The following is an 18,551-nucleotide window of genomic DNA, read 5'->3' on the forward strand; positions in this document are numbered from 1 at the left end:
TGAACGGCGTCACATCCTGATTCTCGGGAAGCAACTTGCCTGTTTTGGTATGAAGTTCGGCTCTAGGCGGGTTTTGACGGCCCGTACTCTGGGCGCTATGCAGACCACCGGGAACCGTGCGACGTCAGGGAAACGTCCTCGTCCTGGGTGCTGTGCGGGCAGCCGCCTACGAAGCAGCGCCCGCACTTCGGGGGAAGCCGGATATCCGCAGCCGTACCAGGCGCGCACGCGCCTGCCCTAGGAGTAGTCGTTCGATGAGCGAGCACCGTCGCAAACCGCCACCGCCGCAAGGTGGCGGACGCGCCGCGGCCAGGCGCGGCACTTCCGGCGCGCCGTCGGGACACCGTGCCGCACCGCGCGGCCCCGAGTCCTCGGGCGCCACGGGGGAAACAGGCAGTACGTACGGGGGTTCCGCGTCCGGCAGTCCGGAGCAGCCCTACGAGGGCCGGGCCGCGGCCCGGCGTGCCGCGAAGGCGGGTGGCCGCGGCCGCCGCCGCGCGGGAGGCTCCGGCGCGGCCGGTGGCGGCACGGGCCGCGGCGGCCAGGGCGGCAACGGCGGGCCCTCGGGCCCCGGTCGCGGCAGGAGCCGCGGCGGACCGCCGCCGAAGAAGCGGTTCATCGACTACCCGCGCGCCGGCAAGCACGGCGTCCGCCGCTGGGTGCCCTCCTGGAAGCTGGTCACCGGTACCTTCCTGGGCTTCATCGGCGGGCTGATGGTGGCGGCGGGGCTCGCGTACTCGATGGTGAAGGTGCCCAATGTGCCGGCCGCCGCCGAGGCGCAGAACAACGTCTACTACTGGGACGACGGCACGCAGATGGCCGCGACCGGGGGAGACAAGAACCGGCAGGAAGTCGGCCTCGAAGAGATCCCCCAGGACATGCAGGACGCGGTGATCGCCGCGGAGAACGCCTCGTTCTACAAGGACAAGGGCGTCGACCCGATGGGTATCGCCCGGGCCGTGGTCAACATGGCCAAGGGCGGGGAGACCCAGGGCGGTTCGACGATCACCCAGCAGTACGTCAAGAACACCTACCTCGATCAGAGCCAGACCTTGCAGCGCAAGGCCAAGGAGCTGTTCATCTCGATCAAGGTCGGTGACCAGCTCAGCAAGGACGAGATCCTCAAGGGCTACCTCAACAGCGCCTACTACGGCCGGAACGCCTACGGGATCCAGGCGGCGGCCCAGGCCTACTTCAAGGTCGACTCCGACAAGCTCAGCACCGAGCAGTGCGTCTTCCTCGCCTCGATGCTCAAGGGCCCCAACTTCTACAACCCGGACGGCGGCGTCGGCTCCGCGGCGACCCCCGAGGCCAACACCGCGCGGGCCAAGGAGCGCTGGAACTGGATCCTCAAGCGGATGGTCGAGGTCGACCGGATGACGCCCCAGGAGCGAGCCAAGGTCGGGGGCTTCCCCACGCCGAAGAAGCAGGCCTCCTCGCTCTCCGGGCAGACCGGCTACCTGGTGGCCACCGCCAAGGACTACGTGGCCAAGCAGGCCAATATCTCGCCCGATGACCTGGACCGCGGCGGCTACCGCATCTACACCACCTTCAACAAGAAGAAGGTGCAGCAGATGGAGAAGGCGGTCCAGCGCACGGAGAAGGACTTCCTCGACACGAAGAAGCGGGACAAGGACAGGTTCGTCCAGTTCGGCGGCGCCTCGGTCGACCCCGAGAGCGGTGCCGTGGTCGCGCTCTACGGCGGCAAGGGCATGGACAAGGGGCACTTCACCAACAACGCCAACACCAGAGGTGTGCCGGTCGGCTCCACCTGGAAGCCCCTGGTGCTCGCCGCGGCGATGGAGTACGGCACCGGGAAGAGCGACGGCCAGGGGATCTCCCCGCAGAGCCGCTACAACGGCAACGACCTCATCGTGATCAAGGACCGCAACGGCAACCCGATCCGGGATGCCAAGGGCCAGCCCTTCCGGCAGAAGAACGAGGGCACCACCGCCTGGGGCAACATCACGCTCAAGAAGGCCATGCAGGAGTCCGTCAACACGCCCTTTGTGCAGCTCGGCATCGACGTCGGCCTGGACAAGACGCGGGACATGGCGAAGCGCACCGGGATCCTCGAGGAGAGCTTCGACAAGGGCAATATGAACAACGCCTCGTTCTCCCTGGGTACGTCCACCCCGAGCGCGATCCGGATGGCCGACTCCTACGCGAGCTTCGCGTCCGGCGGCGATCACTACGAGCCGTACTCGGTCACCAAGGTGATCAAGGACAGCACGCCGGATCCGCACTTCACGAAGCCGAAGTCCCAGACGGCGATGGACGAGGACATCGCGGCCAATGTCACGGACGTCCTCCAGAACGTCGTGAAGAACGGCACCGGCAAGAAGGTCGCGGACATCGGATTCCCGGTCGCGGGCAAGACGGGTACCACCGACAAGAACAAGTCCGCGTGGTTCGTGGGCTACACCCGGGAACTGTCGACCGCGGTCACGCTGTTCCGTACGGACCCCAAGGCCGGAAAGCTCCTCTCCATGAACGGCACCGGCGGTGTCCCCTCCATCCACGGTGGTGACATCCCGGCGCAGATCTGGAAGGAGTACATGGTCGGTGCGATGAACGGCGTCGATCCCGAGCCCTTCCCCGAGGCCACCGACATCGGCGAGGTCGTGGGCAACACCCCCACGCCCACCGCACCGCCCTCGCCCACCGAGGAACCCTCCGAGACGGCCTCCCCCAGCGAGAGCCCGACTCCGTCCGAGACGCCCACCTCCCCGAGCCCCACGGAGACCTGCAGTCCCTGGGACCCGCGCTGCCAGAACAACGGCGGCAACGACAACGGGGGCAGCGACGGCGGAAACAGCCCCTCGCCGCCGGAGACCGAGGATCCGGGAGGCGATGACGGCGGCCTCTTCGGGGGCAGTAGAGGCTAGACGCCCCCTTTGCCGCTCCGGCGATGTTTCACGTGAAACGAGGGCCGTCGTACCTTTCGGTACGGCGGCCCTCGCCGTGTCCTCGGACGCGTACGGCAGGATGGCGGCATGTCCCATGCAGAGATGAGGGAGCCGCCCGCCCCCGAGCCGCCGCGGGAACTGGTGCCGCCGACCCGCGAGGACGCCGTCGCCGTCGCCGGGAGCGAGGTGCTCGGCGGTCCGCTGGGGGTCCGGGCGCTGACCGGCAGATCCTGGTGGAAGCCGGTGCGGGTGATCGCCCTGGTGATGATCGGGATGTTCGCGCTCGGCATGGTGCAGAAGGCGCCCTGCTACGAGGGCGGCTGGTTCTTCGGCACCGGCACGCAGTACACCAAGGCCTGCTACTCCGACATCCCGCACCTGTACCAGGGGCGCGGTTTCGCGGACGGGCTCGTGCCGTACTTCGACAGGCTCAGCGGGGACATGGAGTACCTCGAATACCCGGTCCTCACCGGTGTGTTCATGGAGGTGGCGGCCTGGCTGACCCCCGGCGACGGCAGCATCCAGCACCAGGAACGCTGGTACTGGATGGTCAACGCCGGGATGCTGCTGGTCTGCGCCGTGGTCATCGTGGTCAGCGTGGCGCGCACCCATCGGCGCCGCCCCTGGGACGCCCTGCTCGTCGCCCTCGCGCCCGCGCTGGCGCTCACCGCCACCATCAACTGGGACCTGCTCGCCGTCGCCCTCACCGCCGCGGCGATGCTCATGTGGTCGCGCAGCCGCCCGCTCGCCTTCGGTGTGCTCCTCGGACTGGCCACGGCCGCGAAGCTCTACCCCGTCTTCCTCCTCGGCCCCCTGCTGATCCTGTGCTGGCGCGCGGGCAGACTGCGCCCCTACGCCGTCGGCCTCGGCGGGGCGGTCGGCTCCTGGCTGGTGGTCAATCTGCCGGTGATGCTGCTGGCCTGGGACGGCTGGAAGAAGTTCTACGTCTTCAGCCAGGACCGCGGGGTCGACTTCGGCTCGATCTGGCTGGTCCTCTCCCGGGAGATGGACGAGCCCTTCAGCACGGACACGGTCAACAAGCTGGCCACCGGGCTCACCCTGCTCGCCTGCCTGGGCATCGCCGCGCTCGCCCTGACCGCCCCGCGCCGGCCTCGCTTCGCCCAGCTCGCCTTCCTGGTCGTCGCCGCGTTCATCCTGACCAACAAGGTCTACTCACCGCAGTACGTCCTCTGGCTGATCCCGCTGGCGGCCCTGGCCCGGCCGCGGTGGCGGGACTTCCTCATCTGGCAGGCCTGCGAGGTCGCGTACTTCCTGGGCATCTGGATGTACCTCGCCTACACCACCAGCGAGGACAAGCACCGCGGGCTGCCGACGGACGGCTACCACTTCGTCATCCTGGTGCACCTGCTGGGCACCCTCTATCTCTGCGCGGTGATCCTGCGCGACATCCTGTGGCCCGAGCGCGATCCGGTACGGCAGGCCGGGGACGACGATCCCTCCGGAGGCGTCCTGGACGGCGCCCCGGACGTCTTCGTGCTCGGCCCCGCCGCCCGCCCTGCGCGGCATGCGGCGCCCGCCCCGCACGAGCCTCCCGTGCACTGGGGCGCCTCCGAGGACCGCCAGGCGGATCCCTACGCCCCGCCTCCTCCCGAGGACGCCGGCACCGGGCCCGCTCCGCGCGGTCCATGGGATCACGGGTCCTCGGGTCCCTAGCGCCCGTCTCGGCCCCCTGTCGTACGGCAGGGCGCCGTACGACAGGGAAAGCCCGGACGCCCGTACGCCGTTGGACCTGCCGCACAGCTTCGTGCGGCAGGCCCAACGGCGTACGGAAGGGTGCTCGGCCCGGGACGGACAGGCCCCGGTCTCAGCGGTCGACGAGCCGGTCGGTCTGGGTGGTGGTGTGGCGCAGGTGGGCCACCAGTTCGTCGCCGACGTGCGGTTCGGGGGCGTCGGAGGGCACGAAGAGGATCGACACCTGCATGTGCGGGGGCTCCGCGAACCAGCGCTGCTTGCCGCCCCAGACGAAGGGCGAGAGGTTCCGGTTGACGGTCGCGAGACCGGCGCGGGCCACGCCCTTGGCGCGCGGCATGACACCGCCCAGCGCCTTCGGGGCCTCCAGGCCCACGCCGTGCGAGGTGCCGCCGGCGACCACGGCGAGCCAGCCGTCCGAGGGCACCTTCTGCTGGCGGTAGCCGAAGCGGTCGCCCTTGACCACCCGGGTCACGTCCAGGACGGCGCCGCGGTACTCGGTGGCCTCGTGGTCGCCGAGCCACAGATGGGTGCCGATGCGCGCCCGGAACCGGGTCTGCGGGAACTGCTGCTGGAGACGGGCGAGTTCGGGCGCCTTGAGATGGCTCACGAACATGGTGTGCAGCGGCAGCCGGGCCGCGCGCAGCCGGTCCATCCAGCCGATGACCTCCTCCACCGCGTCCGAACCGTCCAGGCGGTCCAGGGGCAGGTGGATGGCGAAGCCTTCGAGGCGCACGTCCTCGATGGCCGCGTGCAGGTGCGGGAGCTCCTGCTCGGTGACGCCGTGCCGCTTCATCGAGGACATCACCTCGATGACGACGCGGGCCCCGACGAGCCCGTGCACCCCGTCGACCGAGGACACCGAGCGGATGACACGGTCCGGCAGCGGCACCGGCTCCTCACCCCGCCGGAACGGCGTCAGGACCAGCAGGTCGCCGCCGAAGAAGTCCTTGATCCGGGCCGCTTCGTAGGTGGTGCCGACGGCGAGGACGTCCGAGCCGAAGCGGGTCGCCTCCTCGGCGAGGCGCTCGTGGCCGAAGCCGTAGCCATTGCCCTTGCAGACCGGGACGATCCCGGGGAACTGCTCCAGCACATGCTTGTGATGTGCCCGCCAGCGCGCGGTGTCGACGTACAGCGTGAGCGCCATGGCCGGTCCCGGAACCTTTCTCGTAGCTCGGTGAATCAGCGTGAAACTTGGGGGTGTGCAGGAGACATTGTGCCGCGCTGCCGCCTGGGCGCCAGAGGACCGGCCTCCGCTCAGCGACGCGACATGTAGATGTCGAGTGCCTTGTGGAGCAGCTTGTTGAGCGGGAAGTCCCACTCACCGAGATACTCGGCCGCCTCTCCGCCCGTACCCACCTTGAACTGGATCAGGCCGAAGAGATGGTCCTGCTCGTCCAGGGAGTCGGAGATGCCGCGCAGGTCGTAGACCGAGGCGCCGAGCGCGTAGGCGTCGCGGAGCATCCGCCACTGCATCGCGTTGGAGGGGCGCACCTCGCGGCCGATGTTGTCGGAGGCGCCGTAGGAGTACCAGACGTGCCCGCCGACCACGAGCATCGTCGCCGCGGAGAGGTTCACGCCGTCGTGCCGCGCGAAGTACAGGCGCATGCGGTTGGGGTCCTCGCTGTTGAGGGCCCGCCACATCTGCTGGAAGTAGCCGAGCGGACGCGGCCGGAACTTGTCGCGGATCGCGGTGATCTCGTAGAGGCGCTGCCACTCCTCCAGGTCCTGGTAGCCGCCCTGGACGACCTCGACGCCGGCCTTCTCGGCCTTCTTGATGTTGCGGCGCCACAGCTGGTTGAAGCCCTTCTGGACGTCCTCCAGGGAGCGGTTGGCCAGCGGCACCTGGAAGACGTAGCGGGGCTGCACGTCGCCGAAGCCCGCGCCGCCGTCCTCGCCCTGCTGCCAGCCCATGCGGCGCAGCCGGTCCGCCACCTCGAAGGCGCGGGGCTCGATGAAGTCGGCCTCGATGTCGCGCAGGCGCTTCACATCGGGGTCCTGGATGCCCTTCTTGATGGTCGGGGCCCCCCAGCGCCGGATGACCACGGGCGGGCCCATCTTGACCGAGAAGGCGCCCTGCTTCTTCAGGTGGGCCAGCATGGGCTGCAGCCACTCGTCCAGGTTCGGCGCGTACCAGTTGATGACCGGGCCCTCGGGCAGATAGGCGAGGTAGCGCTTGACCTTGGGCAGCTGCCGGTAGAGCACCAGACCGGCGCCGACCATCTGGCCGGTGCGCTCGTCGAACCAGCCCAGGTTCTCCGCGCGCCACTCGCTCTTGACGTCTGCCCATGCGGGGACCTGGCAGTGACTTGCCGACGGCAGGCTCTGCACGTACGCCAGATGCTGCTCTCGGCTGATGGTCCTCAGGGTCAGGCTCATTCGCGGCGCTCCTCGGGCTGGTGTGTCCCCTCGGCGGGGGCTCCGGCTCTCGCGCGAAGCCTACTGCGCCCTCCCCCGCTCCCGTCCGGCCGCACACGGTTGGCCCCGGCCCTCTCGGACCGGGGCCGGTTCCCGGGTGCACGGGAGCCCGGGAGGGGCGTGCGCTCAGCCGAGTACGCCGCCGAAGAGGCCGCCGTGCGCCATGCCGATGTAGAAGCCGACCGCGGAGGCGCCGAGACCGAGGATTAGGCCGAAGCGCTCGCGGGTGGTGACGGAGACGAACTGCCCGTAGGCGCCGGTCAGGATGCCGAGCAGTCCGGTCCAGGAGCTGAGCAGATGGAGACCGTCGAAGATCGAGGAGATGATCGCGATCCCTCCGAGGACCAGGGTCGCCGCGAGCAGCGCGTCCTGGAGGGGATGGGCCCTGCCGTCGGTGCGGAGCAGGCCGGGCCGGGAGGCCTCGCTCGGCGGGGGGTCGTGTCGCACTGCGTGTGCCATGGGCACCTCCTGCGGAAGCGGCGCATCGTAGCGCCGTACACACCCGATGCGTCCAGATTGCGTCCGAAGGCGGCCGGATTTCAACCGGAACCGGGTGGGCGGGTAGTCTTTACCGTCTGCACCGGTGTCTGCCGGGGGCCGCGGATGGGGAACCTGCCGCGGAACACCCTCTTCGCCCAGCTCACCGCCCTTTCGGGGGCGTTGTCAGTGGCGGCCGATACCGTGGCACACGCATCACGACCCTCCTGCCACGGAACGACCGTGGCCGCTGAGTCCAAAGGAGGTGGGTTCCACATGCGTCACTACGAGGTGATGGTCATCCTCGACCCCGATCTCGAGGAGCGCGCTGTCTCCCCGCTGATCGAGAACTTCCTCTCCGTCGTCCGTGAGGGCAACGGAAAGGTCGAGAAGGTCGACACCTGGGGCCGTCGTCGTCTCTCGTACGAGATCAAGAAGAAGCCCGAGGGCATCTACACGGTCATCGACCTGCAGGCCGAGCCTGCGATCGTCAAGGAGCTCGACCGTCAGATGAACCTGAACGAGTCGGTCCTCCGGACCAAGGTCCTCCGCCCCGAGACCCACTGAGCCCTCAGGGCCCAGCGGACTCGGGAACCGAGTAGCAGCACAAGCAGCCAGCAGCAACCCCGCCGAGAGGTTCCCCCATGGCAGGCGAGACCGTCATCACGGTCGTCGGCAATCTTGTCGACGACCCCGAGCTGCGCTTCACCCCCTCCGGTGCGGCGGTCGCGAAGTTCCGTGTCGCGTCCACCCCCCGCACCTTCGACCGCCAGACCAATGAGTGGAAGGACGGCGAGAGCCTGTTCCTGACCTGCTCGGTGTGGCGTCAGGCGGCGGAGAACGTCGCGGAGTCGCTCCAGCGAGGCATGCGCGTCATCGTGCAGGGCCGGCTGAAGCAGCGGTCCTACGAGGACCGTGAGGGCGTCAAGCGCACGGTCTACGAGCTCGACGTCGACGAGGTCGGCGCGAGCCTGCGCAACGCCACGGCCAAGGTCACCAAGACCACGGGCCGCGGTGGCCAGGGCGGATACGGCGGCGGCGGCGGCGGTGGCGGCGGCCAGCAGGGCGGCGGCTGGGGCGGTGGCCCCGGTGGTGGTGGCTCGCAGCAGGGCGGCGGCGGTGCTCCCGCCGACGACCCCTGGGCGACCAGCGCGCCGGCCGGTGGTGGCGGCGGCCAGCAGCAGGGCGGCGGTGGCTGGGGCGGTGGCTCCGGCGGCGGCGGTTACTCGGACGAGCCCCCCTTCTAGGGCGGGCACGTACCCACACTTCTTGATCACACAGGAGAAACACCATGGCGAAGCCGCCTGTGCGCAAGCCTAAGAAGAAGGTCTGCGCTTTCTGCAAGGACAAGGTCACGTACGTGGACTACAAGGACACGAACATGCTGCGGAAGTTCATTTCCGACCGCGGCAAGATCCGTGCCCGCCGCGTGACCGGCAACTGCACGCAGCACCAGCGTGACGTCGCCACGGCCGTCAAGAACAGCCGTGAGATGGCGCTGCTGCCCTACACCTCCACCGCGCGATAAGGGAAGGGTGACCGACTCATGAAGATCATCCTCACCCACGAGGTCTCCGGCCTCGGCGCCGCGGGCGAAGTCGTCGACGTCAAGGACGGCTACGCCCGCAACTACCTGATCCCGCGGAACTTCGCGATCCGCTGGACCAAGGGTGGCGAGAAGGACGTCGCGCAGATCCGCCGCGCGCGCAAGATCCACGAGATCGCGACGATCGAGCAGGCCAACGAGATCAAGGCGCAGCTCGAGGGCGTCAAGGTCCGCCTGGCCGTCCGCTCCGGCGACGCCGGTCGTCTCTTCGGTTCCGTCACCCCGGCCGACGTCGCCTCGGCGATCAAGGCTTCCGGTGGCCCCGAGGTCGACAAGCGCCGCATCGAGCTGGGCTCGCCGATCAAGACGCTGGGCGCGCACACCACGTCCGTGCGTCTGCACCCCGAGGTGGCCGCCAAGGTCAACGTCGAGGTCGTCTCCGCCTGAACCTCGTGACCGAGCCGCGCGCTCGGCACAGCTGAAGGCACCAGAGGCCGCATCCCCCCAGGGGGTGCGGCCTTCTGCGTGGTACGGACCGGTCCAGCGGCCCCTGTTTCACGTGAAACGGGAGGCTCTTCTCGACCCTGCGGTCCCCTCTCGTTTCACGTGAAACATGACGTGGAGGTGGGTGACGCGCGGGAGAACGCCCTGCCTCAGCGGGAGGCGCCGGTGACGATCCACCGTCCGGAGCGGCTGCGCAGCCAGAGCGCCGTCATCCGCAGCACCATGGTGAAGACCATCAGGCCCCAGAGCGCCGTCAGGCCACCGCCCCACACCGGGAGCAGGAGGGCGAGCGGAGTGAAGGCGGCCAGGGTCGGCACCATGGCCCAGGCGAGGTAGCGGCCGTCGCCCGCTCCCATCAGGACACCGTCGAGGACGAAGACCACTCCGGAGACGGGCTGGGAGAGCGCGACGATCAGTAGCGCGGGAAGGGCGGCGTCCTGGACCGCGGAGTCGCTGCTGAAGAGCGGGATGAACAGGGGGCGGGTGAGGACGACGAGCACGCCGAGGACGACCCCGGAGGCGATCCCCCACTGCACCATCCGACGGCAGGCCTCCCGGGCGCCCTCGGCATCGTTCGCCCCGAGGTAACGGCCGATGATGGCCTGCCCCGCGATGGCGATGGCGTCCAGGGCGAAGGCGAGCAGGCTCCAGAGGCTGAGCACGATCTGGTGGGCGGCGATGTCCGCGTCCCCGAGCCGGGCGGCCACGGCGGTGGCGATCACCAGGATGCCGCGCAGGGAGAGGGTACGGATCAGCAGCGGTGTCCCGGCCTGGGCGCTGGCGCGTATCCCGGCGGCATCGGGCCGCAGCGAGGCACCGTGCGCCCGGGCGCCTCGTACGACGACGAACAGATAGACCGCGGCCATGCCCCACTGGGCGGTGACGGTGCCCCAGGCCGAACCGGCGATGCCGAGATCGAGGCCGTAGACGAGGACGACATTGAGGACGGCGTTGGCGAGGAAGCCTCCCACGGCCACGTAGAGCGGGGTCCTGGTGTTCTGGAGACCGCGCAGGACACCGGTGGCGGCCAGCACGACGAGCATCGCGGGGATGCCGAGGGCGGAGACGCGCAGATAGGTGGCCGCATAGGGCGCCGCGGTGTCCGAGGCGCCGAAGACGTTCATGAAGGAGGAGGCCGTGGACATCAGCAGCGCGGTGACGGCGGCCCCGAGCAGCAGGGCGAGCCAGATGCCGTCCATGCCCTGGCGGATGGCGGCGCGCAGATCACCGGCGCCGACCCGGCGGGCGACGGCGGCGGTCGTGGCGTAGGCGAGGAAGACGAAGATGCTCACGCCGGTGGTCAGCACGCTGGAGGCGATGCCGAGTCCGGCGAGTTGGGCGGTGCCCAGATGCCCGACGATCGCACTGTCGGCCATCACGAAGAGCGGTTCGGCGACGAGCGCTCCGAAGGCGGGAACGGCCAGCGCGATGATCTCTCGGTCGTGCTTTCTCGGACCGGCCTTGGCCGTCTCGGGAGCCTGTGTCATGAGCACCAATCTAATCTTCCACAGGTAAGCGATGCAATGCGTATGTGACTATTACGTCGTCCCCGGGTGTCCCCTGCCTGGGACGGGCTTCGGGGTGATCTTGATCCGCCCGCGAAACTTTCTTCTCTGCACAGCCGGTGGATGAAGAAAGGCCAGCTCAGAGGCGGTGCAGCGGCAAGGGTTGAGCATTGTTCACAGCGCTGTCCACCGGGTCGTGCACAGGTTTCGAGGGGTTCTCCACAGCAACAGGCAGTTCATCCACACCGCCTGTGGATAACCAGATTGGCTGACGCCCTCCGGGGGCCTACCGTGGACCGGCACCCGTCCCGTGGAGGCGCCGGAAAAGGCGCACAAAACCGACGCGTCTCCAGCGGCGTCGGGTGCCGTGTTTGTCAGTGCCGTGCCGTAAGAAAGAGGGCACGGCGGGTCCGGCCGAAGGCTGAGAGGAGGGGGCGCGCGGTGAGCGTTTCCGAGCAACCGGTGCAGGGCCCCTGGGCCGACTCCGGACCCGGCGACCGGCTGCCCGCCTCCCGGCGCAGGAACAGCTCCGGCGGCCGCGACGACCAGCACGACCGGGGCACCGAGGACGGCCGCTGGGACGACAGCGGCCCCGCCTCCTTCGAGCGGGTGCCCCCGCAGGACCTGGACGCCGAGCAGTCGGTGCTCGGCGGCATGCTGCTCTCCAAGGACGCCATCGCCGACGTCGTCGAGGTCATCAAGGGCCACGACTTCTACCGGCCCGCGCACGAGACGATCTTCCAGGCCGTCCTCGACCTCTACGCCAAGGGCGAGCCCGCCGACCCCATCACCGTCGCCGCGGAACTGACCAAACGCGGCGAGATCACCCGCGTCGGCGGCGCCTCCTACCTGCACACGCTCGTCCAGACGGTGCCCACCGCGGCCAACGCCGAGTACTACGCGGAGATCGTCCACGAACGCGCCGTACTGCGCCGCCTGGTCGAGGCCGGCACCCGGATCACCCAGATGGGATACGCCGCCGACGGCGACGTCGACGAGATCGTCAACAGCGCCCAGGCCGAGATCTACGCCGTCACCGAGCAGCGCACCAGCGAGGACTACCTGCCGCTGGGCGACATCATGGAGGGCGCACTCGACGAGATCGAGGCCATCGGCTCCCGCAGCGGCGAGATGACGGGCGTGCCCACCGGCTTCACCGACTTCGACTCCCTCACCAACGGGCTGCACCCCGGGCAGATGATCGTCATCGCCGCCCGCCCCGCCATGGGCAAGGCCCTCGCCCTCGACACCCCCCTGCCCACGCCCGACGGCTGGACCACCATGGGCGCGGTCCGCCCCGGCGACCTCCTCCTCGACGCCGGCGGGCGGCCGACCCGCGTGGTCGCCGCCACCGAGGTCATGACCGGCCGCCCCTGCTACGAGATGACCTTCGACGACGGCACCACGGTCGTCGCCGACGCCGACCACCAGTGGCTCACGGACACCCGCTCCTCCCGGCGGAAGGCGACCGGCCGCCCCGGGGTCCGCACCACCAAGGAGCTCGCGGCCACCCTGCGCTGCCTCACCGACGACCGCGCCAACCACTCGGTGACGAACACGGCCCCCCTCGACCTGCCCGAGCAGGACCTCCCCGTCGCTCCCCGCGCCCTGGGCGTCTGGCTGGCGGGCGGCCCCGGCGCCGACACGGGCCTCCGGACGCTCCAGCAGCAGGCGGGCGGGCCGGACGGCAAGCACATCCCCCAGCGGTATCTGCGCGGCTCCCTCGCCCAGCGCCGGGAACTGCTGCGGGGCCTCCTGGAGACGAGGAGCACGGTCACGCGGGCGGGTTCGGTGAAGTTCACCGCCGCCGAGAAGACGCTGGCGGAGGGCTTCCGCGAGCTGGTGACCAGCCTCGGCCACCGTTGCCGCTTCACCGCCGAGCCGGCCGGGGGCGGTGCGCGGGGCGCGTCCCCCACGTACAGCGTCACCTTCACCCCGCGGGACGAGGACCTCGCTCCGCGCCGGGAACAAGGCGAGGACACCGGCGAGCGGCTGCGGCGCGGAAGGGCGAAGGCGGCCCGGCGCTATCTCACCGCGGTCCGGGAGATCGAGAGCGTCCCGGTCCGCTGCGTCCAGGTCGACAACCCCGAGCACCTGTACCTGGCCACCCGCGCCATGGTGCCCACGCACAACTCGACGCTGGCGCTCGACTTCGCCCGCGCCGCCTCCATCAAGAACAACCTGCCGAGCGTCATCTTCTCCCTGGAGATGGGCCGCAACGAGATCGCGATGCGCCTGCTGTCCGCCGAGGCCCGCGTCGCCCTGCACCACATGCGCTCCGGCACGATGACCGACGAGGACTGGACCCGGCTCGCCCGCCGCATGCCGGACGTCTCCGCGGCGCCGCTCTACATCGACGATTCGCCGAACCTGTCGATGATGGAGATCCGCGCCAAGTGCAGGCGTCTCAAGCAGCGGAACGAGCTGAAGCTGGTCGTCATCGACTACCTCCAGCTGATGCAGTCCGGCGGCTCCAAGCGCGCCGAGAGCCGCCAGCAGGAAGTCTCCGACATGTCCCGGAACCTGAAGCTCCTCGCCAAGGAGCTGGAACTCCCCGTCATCGCCCTCTCCCAGCTGAACCGCGGCCCCGAACAGCGCACCGACAAGAAGCCCATGGTCTCCGACCTGCGCGAATCCGGTTCCATCGAGCAGGACGCCGACATGGTCATCCTCCTCCACCGCGAGGACGCCTACGAGAAGGAGTCCCCCCGCGCCGGCGAGGCCGACCTGATCGTGGCCAAGCACCGAAACGGCCCCACGGCGACGATCACCGTCGCCTTCCAGGGGCACTATTCACGGTTCGTGGACATGGCTCAGACGTGAGGCGTGAAGAGATGCCCTGTCCGCCCTGCTCGCCCTGTCCGCGTGTCGAAGGGGGCAGGCAGCAGTCTCTGGCCTGCTCGCCTGAACGCTGACACGATGATCGTCCATGAATGACTCCGATGCCCTGGTCTCACAGGCCCGGGACCTCGTCAAAGGTCGCTTCCCGCACGCTTTGGGCGCCGTACTCGGTGGCTCAGCCGCACAGGGCCGCGCTGCCGCGACCAGTGATCTGGACGTGGTCGTGCTCCTACCGGATGGGGATGCCAGCCGTCGCGAGGTGATACGCCACGACGGCCGCCTGGCGGAGCTCTTCCTGCATACTCGCGCGGACGCTCCCCAGCACTTCGAGAGGGATCGGAGCCTTCGCCGAGGCACTGTCCTGTTCCTCTATGACCGAGGACTGGTCCTTGCCGATCCCCAAGGTCATGTGGCACGAGTGCGCGAGCAGGCGCGAGCCGTACTGGCAGCAGGCCCTCCGCCGCTCACCCCCGCGGAGTGGGAACGAGGACGCTATGTCCTCACCAGCTTCATGGACGATCTGGCAGATGCTCCGCCGACCGATCGCCATGAACAGCTGGCACTCGCCGACTTCATCCTGCGTGAGGCGGCCCACCTTCTCACCGCCCACCACGGCGCCTGGACAGGCATCGGCAAGTGGCTGCCTCGCCGACTGCTGACCGCGGACCCGGCACGCGGCAAGGCCCTCCTGGAAGGACACAGGGCTGTGGCCGAACACGCGGATCCCACCCGGTTGACGGCAGCAGCCGAGCAGGTGCTCCACCTCCTGGGCGGACCACTGCGGGAGGGCTACACCCAGCCTTGGCAGGTCTGAGAGAGTCAGAAGATGCCCAGGTCACACCGTCAACACGGGACAGCGATACCGACTCCGGGCAACCGGCTCGCCGCACAGGCCGAGCCGGTCCTCCCGTCCGCGGTTGCCGCCGCCATTCGCGCTGCTCGCGACGCGGGCTGGGCGCCGGAAGGCGGCGGTTCGCCTTTCCACCTGGACCGGTCTGGGGGCTTCGTGCCCGTGGCCAGGGTGATGCCGTGACCGGCTCCGCTCGGCGTCCTCTGCTGTTTCTCGACGTCGACGGGCCGCTCATCCCGTTCGGCGCGGCAGCATCGCAGTACCCGAGCTATCCGATGTCGAGTGGGCGGCGGTCGCGCGTTCGCCTGGGTCGACGACGAGGTCACCGCCGCGGATCGGGCCTGGGTCGCGGTCCATCACCGTGGACCTGCCCTGCTCCATCGCGTCGACCCCCGCCGCGGATTGACCGATGAGGACTATGCGGCGCTCGACTCATGGTTGCGGCAGTTGCTCTGACATTCAGCTGTAGCGCGGAAGCGGTTTGTGCCGGTTCCTGCGCCGATCTCCGCAATGGAGTCGAGCCTGGGAGCCGAGGCGTGCCCGTTCTCTAGGGGGCGGCGGGCATTTCGGCGGAGGGGGACAGTGACTGGGTCGGGGAGAGTTCGGGGCGTGGTTCGGGAAGTCGGACTGATGCGGCTTCCCGCTCCCATGCCTTGATGGTCCGTACGTAGCCGTAGATCACCGAGGCCATGGCCAGGAGGAGAAGCGGTCCGTATGCCCAGGGGTATGCGGCCATTTCCTCCGGCAGATAGCGATAGGAAACCAAGAGCGCGGCGAAGACCGCAGTTCCATAGCCGACCAATTGGGTTGCTGAACGGTCCCAGCCGCGTTCGAGTGCGCGCAGTCCCGCCTCGACCGTCAGTGTGAAGACGACACCGGCTATGAGGTCCACGCCGTAGTGGTAGCCGAAACCAAGTGTCGCGCCGAGCGTGGCGACCAGCCAGAAAGTGCCCGCGTAGCGCAGAAGTCTCGGGCCTTGACGAGAATGCAGGAAAATCGCGGTAGCCCACGCGGTGTGCAGGCTGGGCATGCAATTGCGGGGGGTGATCTCGTCGAACGGTATCGGGTGCGGGGAATGGATCGGCGGGGGTGTGTCGGGCCAGAGGCTGGCCACCGCCCAGTTTCCGCCGTCGGCGCCGTAGGCGAAGATCGGGCCGACCACCGGGAAGATCATGTAGATGCCCGGCCCGAGAAGACCGATGACCAGGAACGTACGGACCAGGTGATGGCGCGGGAAGCGCCGTTCGGTGGCCACATGGCGCAGCTGGTACATGGCGACGACGACCGCGGCGACGGCGAGCTGGATGTAGACGGCGTCCAGAACATGGGAGCCGATCGGGTCGGTGGCTCTGACGATTCGGCCGACCAGCCATGACGGATTGCCCAGTGCGTGATCGGCGGTCGCCAGATAGGGGTCGAGTACCGCGGGGCGGGTTTTCGATGTGATGAGCAGCCAGGTATCGCCCGTTTTGCGGCCGGCGACCAGTAGCAGGGCGAGACCGACGCCCTTCAGGAGCAGGGTGCGTTCCTGGCCGGTTCGGCGGGTCAGGGCGATGTACGCATATCCGAGGATTACCCATAGTGCGCCGTTGCCGAAAGGGTGGCCTTCGGTCAGGTCGGCGCCGATCGCCCCTCGCACGAGCAGGAAGGCGATATCGATGCCGAGCGCGGCGCCGATGGCGATGAACCGCTGCCGCCAGGTGAGCACCACCATCATCAAGGCCATGCCGGCGTACAGGAGGAACCCTGATTTGGGAGGGAAGATCACCTCTTGTGCTTGGTTGGTGATCGGCCCCGTTTCGCCGTAATGGCGGGCGGCCGTCTCCAGTGCGAGGAGAAATGCCAGAGCTGCCACGCCCGTGGCGGTCCACCATATCGCCCGCGATTTCCTCGGTTGACGCCACGCGGCGAACTTCATTCTGTTGGATATTCGCGAGAACGCCTGCGCTGCTATGGATATCAATGTCTGGCCGATTTGGTAGATGTCAACTGACGAGGGCCGCCCTCCGTGCCGGATCGTCAGAATCTCCGGTGAAGGACCGACGATGGGATGGATCGCCGCAAGCTCGAACATGTTAGCGGAGGGGGCGGGGTTGGCGAGGGGTGCGGATTTTGCTGGTCACGGGCGGTGAAGAGGTTCTGCGGATTCCGTGTCCGGGGTGCGGGGCCTTCAGCGTCCGCGGGTGATCAGGAAAGCTTCGACGAGGGGGCGGGGCCGTGGATGTCCGGGCTTGCCTGGTGGTTCTCGGGAGCGGGGGCTCGGGTTGTCGACTGGTCTCGTCGGGGCGGGTGTTGTGGTGCGGTCCGGTGGCTCGGTATGCGCGAACGGCCTGTTGCTCGTGAAGCCTCTTGCGGGTCGGCTGAACCTCGATGACCAGGCACGATGCCCTCTCGGGACAGGCCCCTCCCAGAGTTATCCACAGGCTCCCCGAAAAGCGGAGAGATCCGGCACTGTGGACCCATGACCACGGGGAACCTGCTTCTGACCAGCTCCCTCCCACAAGGGAGACCCACCACTGCGAGGGCCGCCTCTACCATCGGAGCGCATGGACTACACCGCGCCTCAGTGGGATGCCTCGGCCCTTCTGGTGATCGACGTGCAACGCGACTTCCTCGACGAGGGCGCTGCCCCGATCGCCGGGACCGCGCAGGTCTTGGACGAACTCCGGCTGCTCGTCGACGGGTTCCGTGCGGCGGGGCGGTTGGTGGTCCATGTCGTCCGGCTCTATACGCCGGGGGACAGCGATGTGGACCTTCCGCGCAGGGCGGCGGTCGAGGGCGGGCTGAACCTGGTGGCGCCGGGGAGCCCCGGCAGCCAGCTGGTTCCGGCGGTACTCGGGGACCGGTACGCGGACTTGGACAGCGCTGCCCTGCTGGCCGGGACGCCTCAGCCCCTGGGCGCCGAGGAGTTGGCGCTGTTCAAGCCGCGGTGGAGCGCCTTCCACCGGACCGGGCTGGAGGAGCTGCTCCGAGAGAGGGGCGTGACGACGGTGGTGGTCGCGGGCTGCAATCTGCCGAACTGCCCGCGGGCGACGCTGTTCGACGCCAGCGAGCGCGACTTCCGCACCGTGCTCGTCACGGATGCGGTCAGCCAGGCGGGTCCGGAACGCCTCGCGGACCTGGTGGGGATAGGCGTCGGCCTGGCCACCAGCGAGGAGGTCTTGGCCGGGCTGCCGTCCGGCTTGTGACCGGAGGGGGTGCCGGGTGCTGTGTTTTCGGGACGTGTCCTGTTTCTTCTACGAGGGATGCGGGTGCCCCCTTGCTCCCGAGGCGAATGGCGAATAGGCGAATAAGGCGAGTAGAGGGCTGAGGGGGGGGCCGGTTATGTGGCGGAGGGGAGCTTGCGTACCTTGACCGCGGTTCCGTAGGCACAGATCTCCTGGTAGCCGTCGGCGACTTCGTTGGCGTCGAAGCGCATGGCGAGGATCGCGTCGGCGCCCTTGGCGGCGGCCTCGGTGACCAGGCGTTCCTGAGCCTCGGCTCGGCTCTCCTGGAGCATCTTGGTCATGCCCTTCAGCTCCCCGCCGACGATCGATTTGAAGGCGGCGCCGATCTGCGAGCCGAGGTGGCGGCTGCGAACGGTGATGCCGAAGGTCTCGCCGAGCACCTCGGTCACCTCGTAGCCGGGCAGGTCGTTCATGGTGGACAGGATCATGGGTTCTCCTGGGGGTGCGGGGCGGACGGGTAGCGCGAGTTGAGGGGCTGAGCGACGGGCCGGGGTTGCTGTGGGTCGGCGTCGTGGAGGGGGTGCGGAGGGCGGGTGGGGAGGGAGGGGGAGGGGGAGGGGGCCC

The 18,551-nt window shown here is 69.1% G+C and carries 15 protein-coding genes; 9 read left to right on the plus strand and 6 right to left on the minus strand.

Features of this window, described 5'->3' with window-relative positions; translation table 11 throughout:
* The first annotated feature begins 254 nt into the window (after positions 1-254).
* Both MID12_RS15910 and MID12_RS15915 read left to right on the plus strand, forming a co-directional pair.
* Positions 255-2,888: a transglycosylase domain-containing protein gene (locus MID12_RS15910; protein ID WP_263167975.1), complete on the plus strand. Its 2,634-nt coding sequence runs from the start codon at positions 255-257 to the stop codon at positions 2,886-2,888.
* Between the two features lie 108 nt (positions 2,889-2,996).
* Complete coding sequence (locus MID12_RS15915) at positions 2,997-4,583, plus strand: glycosyltransferase family 87 protein (RefSeq protein WP_263167976.1); 1,587 nt, start codon at positions 2,997-2,999, stop codon at positions 4,581-4,583.
* A gap of 151 nt (positions 4,584-4,734) precedes the next feature.
* Here the strand turns inward: MID12_RS15915 and MID12_RS15920 are convergent, their stop codons facing one another.
* The 3 genes from MID12_RS15920 to MID12_RS15930 all read right to left on the minus strand — a co-directional run bounded on the left by MID12_RS15920 (position 4,735) and on the right by MID12_RS15930 (position 7,496).
* Positions 4,735-5,766: an alanine racemase gene (locus tag MID12_RS15920; RefSeq protein WP_040251294.1), complete on the minus strand. Its 1,032-nt coding sequence runs from the start codon at positions 5,764-5,766 to the stop codon at positions 4,735-4,737.
* Between the two features lie 110 nt (positions 5,767-5,876).
* Positions 5,877-6,998: a lipid II:glycine glycyltransferase FemX gene (locus MID12_RS15925; RefSeq protein ID WP_040251298.1), complete on the minus strand. Its 1,122-nt coding sequence runs from the start codon at positions 6,996-6,998 to the stop codon at positions 5,877-5,879.
* 165 nt (positions 6,999-7,163) lie between these two features.
* Positions 7,164-7,496, minus strand: a complete 333-nt coding sequence (locus tag MID12_RS15930) for a hypothetical protein (protein WP_040251301.1) — start codon at positions 7,494-7,496, stop codon at positions 7,164-7,166.
* Between the two features lie 294 nt (positions 7,497-7,790).
* Between MID12_RS15930 and rpsF the strand changes: the two genes are divergently transcribed.
* The 4 genes from rpsF to rplI all read left to right on the plus strand — a co-directional run bounded on the left by rpsF (position 7,791) and on the right by rplI (position 9,507).
* On the plus strand, positions 7,791-8,081 hold the full coding sequence (gene rpsF / locus MID12_RS15935) for a 30S ribosomal protein S6 (RefSeq protein WP_040251303.1): 291 nt from the start codon (positions 7,791-7,793) through the stop codon (positions 8,079-8,081).
* A 77-nt stretch (positions 8,082-8,158) separates the two neighbouring features.
* Positions 8,159-8,761, plus strand: coding sequence for a single-stranded DNA-binding protein (locus tag MID12_RS15940; RefSeq protein ID WP_263167980.1), 603 nt, complete (start codon positions 8,159-8,161; stop codon positions 8,759-8,761).
* A gap of 44 nt (positions 8,762-8,805) precedes the next feature.
* A complete protein-coding gene (gene rpsR, locus MID12_RS15945) occupies positions 8,806-9,042 on the plus strand; it encodes a 30S ribosomal protein S18 (protein WP_003949403.1) in 237 nt (78 codons plus the stop codon).
* 18 nt (positions 9,043-9,060) lie between these two features.
* Positions 9,061-9,507, plus strand: a complete 447-nt coding sequence (gene rplI / locus MID12_RS15950; protein WP_040251309.1) for a 50S ribosomal protein L9 — start codon at positions 9,061-9,063, stop codon at positions 9,505-9,507.
* A gap of 206 nt (positions 9,508-9,713) precedes the next feature.
* On the opposite strand, the gene MID12_RS15955 is transcribed toward rplI, so the two are convergent.
* Complete coding sequence (locus MID12_RS15955; protein WP_263168005.1) at positions 9,714-11,051, minus strand: MATE family efflux transporter; 1,338 nt, start codon at positions 11,049-11,051, stop codon at positions 9,714-9,716.
* 459 nt (positions 11,052-11,510) lie between these two features.
* On the opposite strand from MID12_RS15955, the gene dnaB reads away from it, so the two are divergent.
* Positions 11,511-13,892, plus strand: a complete 2,382-nt coding sequence (gene dnaB, locus MID12_RS15960) for a replicative DNA helicase (RefSeq protein WP_317633390.1) — start codon at positions 11,511-11,513, stop codon at positions 13,890-13,892.
* 106 nt (positions 13,893-13,998) lie between these two features.
* Positions 13,999-14,724 (plus strand): nucleotidyltransferase domain-containing protein, encoded by a 726-nt coding sequence (locus tag MID12_RS15965; RefSeq protein ID WP_263168008.1) that lies wholly within the window; start codon positions 13,999-14,001, stop codon positions 14,722-14,724.
* Positions 14,725-15,307: 583 nt separating this feature from the next.
* On the opposite strand, the gene MID12_RS15975 is transcribed toward MID12_RS15965, so the two are convergent.
* Positions 15,308-16,678, minus strand: coding sequence for a phosphatase PAP2 family protein (locus tag MID12_RS15975; protein ID WP_263173180.1), 1,371 nt, complete (start codon positions 16,676-16,678; stop codon positions 15,308-15,310).
* A 628-nt stretch (positions 16,679-17,306) separates the two neighbouring features.
* Between MID12_RS15975 and MID12_RS15980 the strand changes: the two genes are divergently transcribed.
* Positions 17,307-17,948 carry a cysteine hydrolase family protein gene (locus tag MID12_RS15980; protein ID WP_263168010.1) on the plus strand — a complete coding sequence of 214 codons (642 nt, stop codon included), beginning with the start codon at positions 17,307-17,309 and terminating at the stop codon, positions 17,946-17,948.
* Between the two features lie 134 nt (positions 17,949-18,082).
* Here the strand turns inward: MID12_RS15980 and MID12_RS15985 are convergent, their stop codons facing one another.
* Entirely contained in the window at positions 18,083-18,415 is a 333-nt protein-coding gene (locus MID12_RS15985) for a YbjQ family protein (RefSeq protein ID WP_263168012.1), read from the minus strand.
* Between the last annotated feature and the right edge of the window lie 136 nt (positions 18,416-18,551).

The organism is Streptomyces sp. SCSIO ZS0520, assembly GCF_025643355.1.
In the GTDB taxonomy this organism is placed as follows: domain Bacteria; phylum Actinomycetota; class Actinomycetes; order Streptomycetales; family Streptomycetaceae; genus Streptomyces; species Streptomyces physcomitrii.

Bases quoted from the DNA above. Each gene is read 5' to 3' on its own strand.
- MID12_RS15940 (WP_263167980.1), top strand. From the start codon at position 8,159: ATGGCAGGCGAGACCGTCATCACGGTCGTCGGCAATCTTGTCGACGAC.
- MID12_RS15925 (WP_040251298.1), bottom strand. From the start codon at position 6,998: ATGAGCCTGACCCTGAGGACCATCAGCCGAGAGCAGCATCTGGCGTAC.
- MID12_RS15975 (WP_263173180.1), bottom strand. From the start codon at position 16,678: ATGAAGTTCGCCGCGTGGCGTCAACCGAGGAAATCGCGGGCGATATGG.
- MID12_RS15920 (WP_040251294.1), bottom strand. From the start codon at position 5,766: ATGGCGCTCACGCTGTACGTCGACACCGCGCGCTGGCGGGCACATCAC.
- rpsR (WP_003949403.1), top strand. From the start codon at position 8,806: ATGGCGAAGCCGCCTGTGCGCAAGCCTAAGAAGAAGGTCTGCGCTTTC.
- MID12_RS15910 (WP_263167975.1), top strand. From the start codon at position 255: ATGAGCGAGCACCGTCGCAAACCGCCACCGCCGCAAGGTGGCGGACGC.
- MID12_RS15955 (WP_263168005.1), bottom strand. From the start codon at position 11,051: ATGACACAGGCTCCCGAGACGGCCAAGGCCGGTCCGAGAAAGCACGAC.
- MID12_RS15965 (WP_263168008.1), top strand. From the start codon at position 13,999: ATGAATGACTCCGATGCCCTGGTCTCACAGGCCCGGGACCTCGTCAAA.
- rplI (WP_040251309.1), top strand. From the start codon at position 9,061: ATGAAGATCATCCTCACCCACGAGGTCTCCGGCCTCGGCGCCGCGGGC.
- rpsF (WP_040251303.1), top strand. From the start codon at position 7,791: ATGCGTCACTACGAGGTGATGGTCATCCTCGACCCCGATCTCGAGGAG.
- MID12_RS15985 (WP_263168012.1), bottom strand. From the start codon at position 18,415: ATGATCCTGTCCACCATGAACGACCTGCCCGGCTACGAGGTGACCGAG.
- MID12_RS15930 (WP_040251301.1), bottom strand. From the start codon at position 7,496: ATGGCACACGCAGTGCGACACGACCCCCCGCCGAGCGAGGCCTCCCGG.
- MID12_RS15980 (WP_263168010.1), top strand. From the start codon at position 17,307: ATGGACTACACCGCGCCTCAGTGGGATGCCTCGGCCCTTCTGGTGATC.
- MID12_RS15915 (WP_263167976.1), top strand. From the start codon at position 2,997: ATGTCCCATGCAGAGATGAGGGAGCCGCCCGCCCCCGAGCCGCCGCGG.